We start from the raw sequence: 12,422 nt of genomic DNA, 5'->3' as shown, positions 1-12,422 counted from the left end.
TGTGTTCCGCGCAGATTGCGCCGCCTCAATCGCCCTCAGTCGTCGCCTTCCCCGACATCCCGCACCCGCTCCACCGACCCCCGCTTGATCCGCCAGACCTCGAGGTCGTCGGCCAGGATCGTGCGCGGGAAGATCGCGCTGGCCTCGTGCCGGATCTGGTGGGCGGCGTAGCGGCGGGAGACGTGGGTCAGGAAGAGCGTGCCGACGCCGGCGTCGCGGGCCAGTTCGGCCGCCTGGCGGGCCGTCAGGTGGCCGAACTGCTTGGCCGCCGCCCGATCCTCCCAGAGGTAGGTGCTCTCGCAGATCAGCGCGTCGGCGTTCCGGGCGATCCCGACGAGATCGTCGACGCGGGCGACGTCGCCGAGCACGACGAGCTTCACGCCCGGCGTCGCCTCGCCGAGCACTTCGTCCGGCTGGACGACGCGCCCGTCCGCCAGCGTCACCGGCACCCCCTGCACCAGCTGGCGCCGCTCGGGTCCGAGCGGAACGCCCAGCGCCTCGGCCCGTTCGACGAGGAACGGGCGATGGGAGCGCTCGTGGAACAGGAAGCCGAAGTTGCCGCTGCCGCGGTGCTTGACCGGGAACGCGACGACGTCGAGGTCGCCGGCGCGCAACAGCGGCCCGGGCTGGAGCTCGATGTACTCGACGGTCACCGCGATCTCGTCGCCGCGCAGGACGACGCCCATCAGGTCGCGCACGCGGTCGAGGGCCGATCGGCCGCCGTAGATCGCCATCCGGTCGATCGACTCCCAGCGGGCGAACGTGCTCACCAAGCCGCCGAGGCCGAGGATGTGGTCCAGGTGGCCGTGCGTCAGCAGCACGGTGTCGAGGCGCTTGAACCCGAGCCCGCTGCGCAGGATCTGGCGCTGCGTCCCCTCCCCGCAGTCGATCAGCCAGCGACGGTCGCGGTACAACACCATCGTCGACGGCAGCCCGCGCCGGACACTCGGCGCGGAGGCGGAGGTGCCGAGGAATGCGATCTCCAGCATGCGGCAGCCGCACTCCGTGGCAGGGCGGACCGCCAAACGGTCGTGGCGGCGGGAACGGCGCGATGGTAGGTGGAAGGCCGGCGACGGTCAATGACCGGCGGCACCATCCGCGTTCGTCTCGTGCGGTTCGTCGCGCGGCACGACCAGCCGATAGCCGACGCCGAAAACGGTGCGCACCTTGTGCGAGCGCGCGTGGGAGTGCTCGATCTTGGCCCGCAAGTTGCGGATGTGGCTGTCCAGCGTCCGCGCCTTGCCGTTGAAGTCCGGACCCAGACCGTGCTCGATCAGCTCCGTGCGTGAAAATGCGCGACCCGGCTGGCTCATCAGCACGTAGAGCAAGCGGTACTCGGTCGGCGTCAACGGCAGCGGCACGCCACCGAGGCGCGCTTCGTGCTCCTGGTCGTCGATCGAGAGGTCGCCGGCGCGGCGCACCTCGCTCGGCCGGGCTTCGGCGTAGATCGCCTGGCGCCGCAGCAGCGCCTTGACGCGCGCTGCGACCTCGCGCGGGTGAAACGGCTTGGCGATGAAGTCGTCGGCGCCGAGATCGAGCCCGTTGATCCGATCCATCGCATCCGCACGCGCGCTGACCAGGATGATCGGCAGTGCCGCGAGCTGCGCGTCCGCGCGGATCAGCCGGACGAGGTCGAGGCCGCTGCGCGACGGCAGTTGCGTCGCGAGCACGGCCAACACCGGCCGCTCTTCGCGCATGATCTGCAGCGCCGTCTCGCCATCATACGCCTCGATGATCCGGAAGCCGTTGCCGACCAGTCCGGCGTGCACAAGGCTCGCCGCGGTACGATCGGCATCCGCGATCAGGATGGCCGGCGCCGGCCCGTTCATCGCGCGCCGCCGCGCACGGAGCCGACGGGGCCATCGGCCCAGCCGGTCGTCCCGTCACGATAGTGCACTCCGGAGCACATGCCAGACAGCCTCCGGACCGGTCGATCGCTCCGCCACGCCGCGCCACGGCGCGCACGGGAGCACGACTTGTCCCCCTCGACACATCCCACGTCAGCCTCCATGGGACTATTCAGAACCCCCCCGGATCGCGCGCACGGCCCCCTTCGGCCGCGCATTGCGCCATCCCATCGCGGCGGTTGACCGCACGATGCGTATGGAGTCCAATGCCGACAACGGCCGCTTGGTTAGCCCCATCGCACGCAGACACGCTTGCCGTCTCGTGCCGGAAGCCGTTTCGGGGCGCCCCTCGGGCCGCTCTACCTCTGTCGGAGATGCCGCACGCCGCTTGCGGACGAGTCTGAACCGCGGGGTCTTCATTTGCAGAGCGGATGCAGATGGCGTCGACGACGTGTGGAGCACGGCGCCGATGGCGGCGCGGCCGGGCGCCATGGCCGCCCGGCCGACAACGGCATGTCCTTGAATCGAGTGGCTTGCACGCCCCGGACTCGCCTATCATTCTCCCGCCGCCCCAACCCAAAGGACGTTCGCCCATGGGTTCCCCCCGGCACCTCGCCCGCGCGGTGGTCCTGCTGGCCGTCGCCACGGCCATCCGCTCGGCCGTCGCGCCGAGCGCCGCCGCCGCCGAGCGCCCGCTCGGCCTGCCCTTCGCGCTGCCGCCCGGACCGGCGACGTGGCTTCTCGGCCAGCCGTACGGCAACACCACCGGCGCCTTCCGGCAGCGGCGCACGACGTACGGCGCCAGCGGCGGCATCCACTTCGGCGTCGACCTGACGGCGCCGTGCGGCACACCGATCGTGGCCGTCGCCGACGGCGTCGTCTTCAGCGTCGACGCGATGAACTTCGGCTCGGCGCCCCACAACGTCATGATCGATCACGCCGATCTGAGCGTCGCCTCGTTCTACGGCCACCTGCGCGACCGCTCGCCGCTCACGGCCGGCCAGGCCGTTCGACGCGGCGACCCGGTGGGCGTCGTCGGCGATCCCGGCCTGACGTGTCGTTCGCGCCCGCACCTCCACCTCGAGTTGCGCGACCTGGCCCACGCCCGCAAGTTCAACCCGGTCACGCTGATCGAGGCGGACTGGGACACGCTCGCCCTCGCCAGCTCGCTCGGCACCGGCTTCGAGCGCGACCTCGATGACCCGCGGAAGTGGCAGCACCTGGACGACCAGCCCGAGGCCCGCGTCGGCGGCCCGATCCTGAACGATTTCGCCCGGCCGTGGCCGCCGGACGTCCGATGAGCGGTGTGGCAGCGGCCGCACGCGCGGCCGTGCACGCTGTCCTCGCCATGCTCACGACAGCGATGCTCGTCGCGGCGTGCGGCGCCGATCCGGCCGCGCCCGACGATTTCGGCGGGCCGGGCGATGCCTCGGAGATGCCGTCGAGCGCCGACGAAGCCGCGTCCCCCAACGGCACCATTCCCCAACGGCACCACGCCCCCCGACCGTGCAGGGGCACCGCATGCCGTGCCCCTGCCGACGGGTCTCGCGACAACCGGTGGCAGCGCGGTTTCCCGTGGCGCGCCCGTCGGCCCGCCCGGCCTCCCCATCCGCCTCACCGACGCCGGCTGCTGCGTCCGCCCGCTCTGGCGCGCCGACAGCCGCGCGCTGTGGTTCATCGATCGCTCGCCCCAGGGCGTGACCGGCCTCTACGCCGCCAGCCTCGACGCGCCCGGCGCGCCGACGGCGCTCGTGACGACGACGATCGGCACGTTCAGCCCGGACCAGCGCTGGCGGGTCGACCTCGCCAGCGGCCGTACGACGCTGCATCGCCTGGCCGACGGCGCCGCGTTCGAAGTACCGGCCGGTGGCCGGAGCGTGTCGTTCAGCCCGGACGGCACGCGGATCGCGTGGCAGGGCAGCAACCCGAACGCATCGCTCGAGCGGCAGGTGGCGCGGATCAACGTCGCCGCGCCCGACGGCACGGGCGCTGCCGAGGTCGCGCAGCTGGCGCGCGGCTCGCTCGTGGACTGGCTCGGCGCCGACGCGCTTCTCGTCCGCGCGCGGGAGACGGCCGAATCCGACATCGAGGTGCTGTGGCGCCAGCCGTTGGACGGCGGCGAGCGCACCGAGATCCTGCGCACGCAGCGGCTCCGCAACCTGCTCCTCTCGCCGGACAAGCGCTGGCTGGCCTACACCGTTTCCGGCGCCACCGACGTCGACGCGAACGGCCTCTGGCTCGCCGCCGTCGACGGCGCTGCGCCGCCGCGCAAGCTGGAAGGGCTCTTCGGCGCCTACCGCTGGCGGGCTGCGCAGCTCGTCATTGTCCCGTTCGACATGGGCGCGCCGAGCATGCGGCTCGTGGAGGTCGATCCGACGACGCTCGCCGCCCGCCCGCTGACCGACCCGGCCACGCAGCCGCTGCGCATCGCCAACGGCGACTGGTCGATCAGCCCGGACGGGTCGCACGCGGCGTTCGTGAGCGCGGCGGACCGGAACATCTGGGTGATCGCGTTGCCCTGACGACCACCGGAGCGGGTGCGCGAGCGGAACGGATACACGGCCCGCGCGTGTCTCCAGCCGAAAGCGTCGCGCGCGTTCCTGTTGGACACCGAAGCTCGCATCCAACGCCCGACGCCAGGAGGTCACCGATGCCGACGCCGCAGGCCCGCCCGAACCGCCTCGTCCGCGCCGCCGCGCTGGCCGCGTGCGCCCTGGCCGCGCTCGCCTCGCTGCCCGCCGCCCGCGGCGCCGCCGTTCCTGGTGGGCGCGGCGAACGCGAGATCGCCCGCCGCGCGCTGAGCGAGACGCTCGACGGGCCGTACGCGCACGTGGCGACGTGGCCGCTGGCCTCGCTCCCCGGACCGGCCAGCCAGCGCTTCGTCGTCAACGACCTGGCCCTCGCGCCGGACGGTCGGCTGCTCGTGGCCGACTTGGCGTCGAACACGGTCATCGCCATCGACCCGGCCGACGGCAGCACGTTGTCCTGGCCGCGCGCCGAGCCCGAGCAGCCGTCCGAGCGAACGACCCCGACGGCCGTCGTCGCGTTGCACCGCTCGCCGGGCGCGATCGTCGTCTGGACGCGCGAGGTCGCCGACCGCACGGTGTCGAACGTCGTCGAGGAGCGCGACGCCGCGGGCGGCGTCGTCCGCCGGTTGCCGTTCGAAGCCGTCGAGGTCGTCGAGGACCGGCTGAGCGGCGACGTCCTGTTCTGGCAGGTCGGCGGCACCGTCGAGCGCCGCGCGTGGCCGTCGCTCGAGGTGAAGTCCGTCTTCAACGCCCAGGGCGAACCGATCGTCGGTGGGCTGGCGATGGCGGGCGACAGGATCGCGGTCATGCGCGACAGCGTCGTGCGCGTGCTCGAAGCGGCGACCGGCCGCCCGCGCGTCTTCCTCGCCCCCGCCGACGGCGGCCAGCCGATTCAGATCGCTGCCGACGGCGCGGGATTTTGGATGCTCAGCCATGCCCAGCTGCCGCGGATCGGCATCGACCTCACCCGCTTCGATGGGCTCGGCGCGCAAACGGCCACGTGGTCCGAACGCGACCTCAGCCTGTTCCCCAACGCCTGGCTGGCGACGCCGGGGCTCGACGTCGCCACCGCGTCCGATAGCAGCTCGACGATCGTCTTCGCCGTGACGGACAGCCGCATGCGCGTCCACGTACAGCGGGGCTGTCCCATGGCACCGGGCAAGTGCGACCCGCCGCACGTGATCTCCGCGGCAGTCATGGCCCAGGGGCGACCGCAGTTGCCGTCCTCTCCCGGCGACCTGCAGCCGCACATCGCCGGATGGACGGCCGGCGGCGTGCTGGTCTTCCTTTCCCAGAGCGGCCAGCTCGTCGCGCTCGATTCCGACGGCCGGTCGCAGCTGCTGGCCGCGATCGAGGACGACGTGCTCGAGGTCGCCGCCGACGGCGCCGGCGGCGTCGTGATGGTCGTGCGCCCGACGACGGCGACGGTCGGTGCCGCCATCGCCGGCGCCGAAGTGATCCGCTTCCGCCCCGAGGACCTCGTCGGCGGACGCCCCTCGCCGGCCTGGCGGGTGCCGTGCGACTGCCCGTTCGGCCCGCAGCTCGCCGGCGACGGGCTGCAGGTGTTCCTGGCGCGGCCGACCGCCAAGCGCATCGGCCTCTTCAGCGTGGCGACCGGCGAACCCCAGGGCGAGCTCGTCGTCCCGACGGATTCCGGCCTCTGGCCGAGCGACGTCGCCGTCACCGCCGACGGCACGCTCTGGACCGCCGATGCGCCGAACGCCGAGGTGCAGGGTTGGCCGTCGGACGCGAACCGCCCGACGGTGCGCTGGCCGGCCGGCTTCCTCGCCAGCCCGTGGCGCCTGGCGGCCGGCGCGCAGGCCGACGGCACGTCGCTCGTCGCTGTGCAGCTCGCCGACGGCATCGTCGAGCTGCACCACGTCGACGGCAACACCGTGGCCTTGTTCGATCCACAGGCCGGCGGATCGTTCGACGCCGGCGGGCTCGCCGTCGGGTCGAGCGGCCGGATCGCCATCGTCGACGAGGACGCCGCCGCTCTCCGCATCTTCGCACGCGTCCCGCCGCCCGCCGAATCACCCACGCCGGCGCCGACGCCGACCCCGCGGCGCGCGACGTGCCTCCTCAACGGCGACAAGACGGCCGGGCCGCCAGTCGTCGTCCTCGGCAACACGGCCGATGTGACGCTGACATTGGCGGCCGATTGCCCGCCCCAGACGCGGGCATACGGCGCCGATGTCGTCCTCGTCATCGACCGCTCCGGCTCGATGAACTTCGGCAAGCTGGACGCGGCGGTGGCTGCCGCAACGGAGTTCACTTCGTTCCTCGACATGCGCCTGAACCGGATCGGGTTGATCAGCTTCAACCAGACGGCGTCCGTCATCGTCCCGCTGACCGCCAACGCCGGCGACGTCGTGAGCGGCCTCCAAAGCGTCCTCGCCACCGGCCAGTCGGGCGGCACGGACATCGGCGCGGCGATGACCGAGGCGGACAGCCTCCTCAGGGCCGGCGCACGCGTCGAGGCGCTGCCCGTCGTCGTCTTCCTCACGGACGGCCGGTCGGACCGCGATGCGGCGCTTGCGGCTTCTCGCGCGGCGCGCAACCGCGGCGTCCGAATCTACACGATCGGCCTCGGCGACGACGCCGACCACGACGTGCTGGCCGCGATGGCCGCCGGTCGCTACTTCCCGGCTCCGACGACGGCCGAGCTGTTCCCGATCTACCGCGAGGTGCTGCGGCTCGTCAGCACAAGCCTGAGCGGCAACGTCATGATCGACGATCGCGTGGGGCCGGACGTCCGTTACGAGATCGGATCGAGCCTGCCGCCGGCCATCCTGAACGGCGACGTGAACGGCGGCGAGCAGCTGAGCTGGGGCCGATCGATCCTCTCCCCCGCCGGCATCACGCTGACGTACCGGGTGCGCCCACTGAAGGTCGGCCGCCTGCCGACGAACCGCGACGCCGTCGCCCGCTACACGGATGCCGACGGCGTGCCGCGCACGTTCGTCTTCCCGGTGCCCGAGATCGAGGTCGTCGCCCCGACGCCGACGCCGACGGCCACCCCCGCCCGCGCCTACATGCCGCTCGGCTTGACGGAGCGCTGCACGCCCGCCCAGCGCCGCGTCGACGTCGCGCTCGTCCTCGACACCTCGACGAGCATGGGCGAGCCGGCCGGCGGCGGCGCGCCGGGCACCAAGCTGGACGCCGCCACGGCCGCGGCGCGGCGCTTCGTCGGCGCGCTGCGGCTCCAGCTGGGCGATCAGGCCGCCGTCGTCACTTTCAACAACAGCGCCGCGCTCGTCCGCAGCCTCACGAGCGACAGCGCCGCGATCGACCGCAGCCTCGAAGGTCTCGTGCTGAACACCCAGACCCGCCCGCACCTCGGCCTCGAGGTCGCGCTCGGCGAGCTGGACGGCCCGCGCCACCGCGCCCAGAACGCCCGCGCGATCGTCCTCCTCACGGACGGGCGCGCGAACCCCGACCCGCCGTCGCGGGCCGTCCAGCGCGCGGCGGCCGCCAAGGCGCAGGGCATCGTCCTCTTCACCGTGGCGCTGGGCAGTGACGTCGACACCGAAGCGCTGCGCACGATCGCATCCGAGCCCGCCTTCTTCTTCACCGCCGTCGACGGCGCCGCCCTCGGCGGCATCTTCACCCGCATCGCCGGCGCGATCCCGTGCCCGGCCGACACGTTCTGGGGCCGCCGGTGACGCGCCGTTGAACCGTGCCACGATCCTCCTCGCCAGCGCATCGCCCCGCCGGCGGGCCCTCCTCGGCGCGCTGCTGGCCGACCGCGGCCAGCCGTTGACCGTCGTCGCGGTCGACGTCGACGAGTCGATCCCGCCCGGCGAGGCCCCGGCGGCGGCGGCCGTCCGCCTCGCGCTCGCCAAAGCGCTGGCCGTTGCGACGTCCGCGGGCGGGCGCAGTGCGTTGATCATCGGCGCCGACACGATCGTCGTGGCGCGCGACGGTGGCGGCACCGGGTTCGGCGCCGGGGCGGACGCGCGCGGCCCCGAGACCGATCCGCAGCGGCACCCGACGATCCTCGGCAAGCCGCGCGACGCCGAGGAGGCGACAGCCTTCCTGCGGCGCCTGCGCGGGCGGCGGCACGACGTGGTCACCGGCGTCGCCGTCGTCGACGCGGCCACGGGCGCGCACGTCACGGCGTGCGCGACGACGGCGGTCTGGATGCGGTCATACACCGATGGCGAGATCGCGGCCTATGTGGTGTCCGGCGACCCACTGGACAAAGCGGGCGGCTACGCGATCCAGCACCGCGGGTTTCACCCGGTGGCGGCGCTTGTGGGGTCGGAGGCGAACGTGATCGGGTTGCCGGTGGGGATGGTGGGGCGGATGATGGGGCGGATCGGATGATGGGGTGGATCGGCCAGTCCACCCCCACCGCAGAATCTCCGGCCTCCGTGCTCGGCCGGGCACCCCAGGCATGTCCAGCGGCGGAGCACCAGTACTCCACCACTGAACATGCTCGTGGCGGCCACCAGAGTAGGGAACCCCTCGAATCCACAGTGGTGGAGTACTAGTCCGCCTGTCCGTTCAGGATCGCCTCTGCCCGTTCGGCCAGCGCCGCCGGCACGCGCACGTCGACGCCCCCCTGTAGCGCCGACCCATATACCGAGCTGAGCATGTTGTCGACGAGGACGGACGGTACGTCGTGCGCCGCCAAGCGGCCGCGGACGACCCAGGCCTCCTCGATCGTCCGTGCCACGTAGACCGTCACGGTCTCGCCCGGCCCGTCGCCGCCGCCGAAGCGAGCGAGGGCGCCGGCGAACCCCTTGAGCCAGCGGGCGACGCCCTTGAGCACACGACCGGGCGCGTGCCCGGGCGCCCGGTGGGCGGCGTCGCCGAGGACCGTCACGGCTGCGCCGAGCACCGTCACGGCGTCGGCTCCGGCGTCCGGGCCGGCTGGGCGCCCGCCTCGGCGGCGGCCGTGCCGATCGCGTCCGCGTCCGCGGCGTTCCGCGCAGCGAGCGCGTCGATGATCGCCTTCAACCGCGCCATCTCGCGGCCGAACGTCTGCCAGTCGCCGGCCGACAGGGCGGCGCGCGCCGCCGCTTCGCTCGTGGCGGCGAGAGACCCCAGTTCGATCGTCTGAACGTTCGCCAGCTCGGCGGCGAAGTCCGCATCGGACCCACGCTCAACCGTGGCCACCGGCGCGGCCGCAGCGTCCGTGTCGGCATCGTCGTCAGGGGCGGCGGGCGCTGCCTCCGCGCCCGCCACCGTCCCGCCGTCTCCCACCAGCGCCGCCAGCGCCTCGTCGAGCGTCGGACGCATGACCACATGCTCGTTGTCCGCCACGATCACGCGCTTCAGCTCCGGCAGCGCGTCGCCCGAGCTCGACGCCAGGTAGACCGGCTCGACGTAGAGGAGCGTGTCGCCGATCGGGACGATCAGCAGGTTGCCGCGGATCACCTGGCTGCCCGACTGGTCCCATAGCGTCAGCTGCTGGCTGATCTCCGTGTCCTGGTCGATGACGCTCTCCATCTGGGACGGCCCGTAGAACTGCTCGCCCTCGTTGAAGCGGTAGACGACGAGCTCGCCGTAGCCGTCGCCGTCGGAGCGGGCCGCCATCCAGCCGACCATGTTCTGCCGGGCGCGTGGTGTGAACGGCAGCATCAGGACGAACTCGGCGGCGTCCTCGCCCTGCAGCTTGAGCGTGACGTAGTACGGCTGCGTCGTCTGCCGGCTGCCGCCCTGCTCCGTGCTCTCCTCGGGGATCACCCAGACGTCGTTCGCGTTGTAGAACTCGCCCGGGTGGGTGATGTGGTAGCGGGTGTAGATCTCGGCCTGCATGCGGAACAAGCCCTCGGGGTAGCGCCAGTGCGCGCGCAGATCGGCCGGCATCTCCGCGGCCGGCCTGAAGAGCGTCGGGAACACGCCCTGCCACGCCGCGATGAGCGGATCGACGTCGTCCACGACATAGAACGTCGGCTGCCCGTCGTAGGCGTCGATCGCCACTTTGACGCTGTTGCGGACGTAGTTCGCGCGCCCTGTCGGCGAGAGGTGGGTGGCGACCGGGCGGCTGTACGGATAGCTGTCGGAGACGGTGTAGGCGTCCAGGAGCCAGACCAGGCGGCCCTCGGTCGTCACGACGAGGTACGGGTCGTCGTCGTACGCCAGGAACGGCGCGAGCTCGGCCACGCGCTCGCGGATGTTGCGCTTGAAGAGCACCTTCGTCTCGGCCGTCACCTCGGGCGAGAGGAGCGGCTCGGTGTCGCCGAAGCGGATCGCGAACAGCAGGCGGCGGACGCGGCTGCCGAGCGTCACGCCGTCCGCGCCGTCGTAGCGCGTCGTGCGCGCCTCGCTCTCGTTCTCGGGCGCGGTCGCGTCGAACTCGCCGCCGCGCGTGCCGACGATGACGTACGGCGCGCCGGTCGCCTCGCCGAAGTAGATCCGCGGCTCGGTGAGTGGGCGATCGAACGGCGCACGCGCGGTCACCGGGATGTCGCGCAGCCAGAGCACCGGCCGACCTTGCTGGCCGACCTCGTCCACCGGGTTCAGCACGGCGCCGTAGCCGTGGGTGTACTTCAGGTGGACGTTCACCCACGTCCGGTTCGGCAGGTCCTCGCTGATCAACTCGCGCCCCGCGACGAGCGTCTCGCGCGTCGTCCCTCCACCGGTCGCGGCCACCCCGCCCGCGCTGCCCAACGCGTAGCGGTCGACGTCGACGTCGAGGAAGTCGTAGTACTTCCGCAGCGCCTGAAGCTGGACGATCGTGGCCTGCATGATCCGCCAGTCCCAGAGCCGGACGGACCGCAGCGTGTCGGCCTCGCTGTCGAGCGCCGCCCGGCTCACCCGCGGCTGCGGCGCGAACGGGCGCTCGGTGACGGCGTCGATCCCCCACGCCTTCCGGGTCAAGGCGATGTTGTGGGTGATGTACTCGCGCTCGAGGGCCAGCTCGTTGGGCCGGACGCGGTACTGTTGGACGAGCGACGGCACGAGCGAGACGAGGACGATCTGCAGCCCCGCCGCCAGCGCCGCAAGCCCGAGCGGCCAGACGAGCCGGTTGGCGGCGATGCTCGCCATAAAGCCGAGCGCCACGAGCACGCCGACGACGATGAGCACGCGGTAGCCGAACAGCCGCGCGGTGGCATCGGCAAAGCCGGCCCCGTAGAACGCATCGCCGCCGTTGCGGTCGGCGACGAGAAGGTCGAAACGCGCCAGCCACTGGCCGAAGGACCACAGCAGCGCCCCGATGGCCGCCAAGGCGGACAGGTGCGCCCGCGCCCGGCGCGCCACCTTGAACTGCCCGCGGCGCAGATCCAGCACGCCGCCGACCGCGTACAGCGCGCCGCAGCCGAGCGCCGCCGCCACGAGCCAGCTCCAGGCCACGGCCAGCATGGCGCGCAGGAGCGGGAGCGTGAAGACATAGAAGCCCGCGTCCCGCCCGAAGAGCGGCTCCGCCGTGCCGAACGGCTGCCGGTGCTGCCACGCCGCGATCTGCGGCCAGAGCGATGCGGCGCCGGAGGCGATCGACACCGCCGCCAGCAGGGCGACGGCCGTCAGCGTCCAGATGACGGGCCGGCGCGTCGCCCAGCCGCCGGGCTGTCCGGCAAAGCGAGGCTCGGCCGCCACCGCCCGCGCCGCGAGGCGCAGGTTGCCCACCAGCCAGACCGCGCCAGCGGCGGCGACGGCGCCGAACACGGCCAGCGGCAGGACGATGCGCGTCCGGAAGACCGCCGCCTGCCCGAGCGAAGCGAACCACCACGCATCCGTGATGAACGCGGCGCCGCCGTTCACGAGCCCGAACAGCGTCGCCACCAGGAAGACGAGCGCCACCGCGCGCCACGGCAGTCCGCGCGGCGTGCGTTCCGGCGGTGGGGCGGACGGTGTGGTGCCGCCACCTTGGCCCTTGCCGGCGCGCTTTCGGCCGCCGTTGGCGGTCAGCTGTCGGAACAGTTCCTCGAAATCGATCGGTGACTGGGACATGTTCGCCGCGGCGGCCCCGTGCGGCCCGGTCCAACGGACCGCCCCGGCGCGCCATCCGGCCACCCTGCGCGCCGCAGGACGAGGGTAGCGGGGCGCGGGGGTGCGGGCAAGGCTGGGGATGTGCACGTCGGCGGGGAGATCGACG

General features: G+C 72.9%; 8 protein-coding genes. 4 read left to right on the top strand and 4 right to left on the bottom strand.

Annotation, left to right across the window (positions count from 1 at the left end):
• Window positions 1–35 precede the first annotated feature (35 nt).
• Window positions 36–989 (bottom strand): ribonuclease Z, encoded by a 954-nt coding sequence (locus IPG72_11105; protein ID MBK6769531.1) that lies wholly within the window; start codon window positions 987–989, stop codon window positions 36–38.
• A gap of 87 nt (window positions 990–1,076) precedes the next feature.
• Window positions 1,077–1,829 carry a response regulator transcription factor gene (locus tag IPG72_11100; protein MBK6769530.1) on the bottom strand — a complete coding sequence of 251 codons (753 nt, stop codon included), beginning with the start codon at window positions 1,827–1,829 and terminating at the stop codon, window positions 1,077–1,079.
• 611 nt (window positions 1,830–2,440) lie between these two features.
• Here IPG72_11100 and IPG72_11095 point away from each other — a divergent pair.
• The 4 genes from IPG72_11095 to IPG72_11080 all read left to right on the top strand — a co-directional run bounded on the left by IPG72_11095 (window position 2,441) and on the right by IPG72_11080 (window position 8,704).
• Entirely contained in the window at window positions 2,441–3,148 is a 708-nt protein-coding gene (locus tag IPG72_11095) for a M23 family metallopeptidase (GenBank protein MBK6769529.1), read from the top strand.
• 225 nt (window positions 3,149–3,373) lie between these two features.
• The gene (locus tag IPG72_11090) at window positions 3,374–4,369 is read left to right on the top strand and encodes a PD40 domain-containing protein (protein ID MBK6769528.1); all 996 of its coding nucleotides are present in this window, start codon (window positions 3,374–3,376) and stop codon (window positions 4,367–4,369) included.
• A 128-nt stretch (window positions 4,370–4,497) separates the two neighbouring features.
• On the top strand, window positions 4,498–8,040 hold the full coding sequence (locus IPG72_11085) for a VWA domain-containing protein (GenBank protein MBK6769527.1): 3,543 nt from the start codon (window positions 4,498–4,500) through the stop codon (window positions 8,038–8,040).
• A 7-nt stretch (window positions 8,041–8,047) separates the two neighbouring features.
• Window positions 8,048–8,704 carry a Maf family protein gene (locus tag IPG72_11080; GenBank protein ID MBK6769526.1) on the top strand — a complete coding sequence of 219 codons (657 nt, stop codon included), beginning with the start codon at window positions 8,048–8,050 and terminating at the stop codon, window positions 8,702–8,704.
• A gap of 163 nt (window positions 8,705–8,867) precedes the next feature.
• On the opposite strand, the gene IPG72_11075 is transcribed toward IPG72_11080, so the two are convergent.
• Both IPG72_11075 and IPG72_11070 read right to left on the bottom strand, forming a co-directional pair.
• The gene (locus tag IPG72_11075; GenBank protein MBK6769525.1) at window positions 8,868–9,227 is read right to left on the bottom strand and encodes a DUF2007 domain-containing protein; all 360 of its coding nucleotides are present in this window, start codon (window positions 9,225–9,227) and stop codon (window positions 8,868–8,870) included.
• Complete coding sequence (locus IPG72_11070; protein MBK6769524.1) at window positions 9,224–12,277, bottom strand: UPF0182 family protein; 3,054 nt, start codon at window positions 12,275–12,277, stop codon at window positions 9,224–9,226. The genes IPG72_11075 and IPG72_11070 overlap by 4 nt, the downstream gene beginning before the upstream one ends.
• Window positions 12,278–12,422: the final 145 nt, after the last annotated feature.

This window comes from Candidatus Avedoeria danica (assembly GCA_016703025.1).
GTDB classification, from domain to species: Bacteria; Chloroflexota; Anaerolineae; order Epilineales; family Epilineaceae; genus Avedoeria; species Avedoeria danica.
The sequence above is the reverse complement of the archived record's forward strand: the minus strand, read 5'-3'. Positions and strand labels throughout refer to the sequence as shown.

Coding starts and splice junctions, on each gene's coding strand:
- IPG72_11105 (MBK6769531.1), bottom strand. CDS start 989: ATGCTGGAGATCGCATTCCTCGGCACCTCCGCCTCCGCGCCGAGTGTC.
- IPG72_11100 (MBK6769530.1), bottom strand. CDS start 1,829: ATGAACGGGCCGGCGCCGGCCATCCTGATCGCGGATGCCGATCGTACC.
- IPG72_11095 (MBK6769529.1), top strand. CDS start 2,441: ATGGGTTCCCCCCGGCACCTCGCCCGCGCGGTGGTCCTGCTGGCCGTC.
- IPG72_11085 (MBK6769527.1), top strand. CDS start 4,498: ATGCCGACGCCGCAGGCCCGCCCGAACCGCCTCGTCCGCGCCGCCGCG.
- IPG72_11070 (MBK6769524.1), bottom strand. CDS start 12,277: ATGTCCCAGTCACCGATCGATTTCGAGGAACTGTTCCGACAGCTGACC.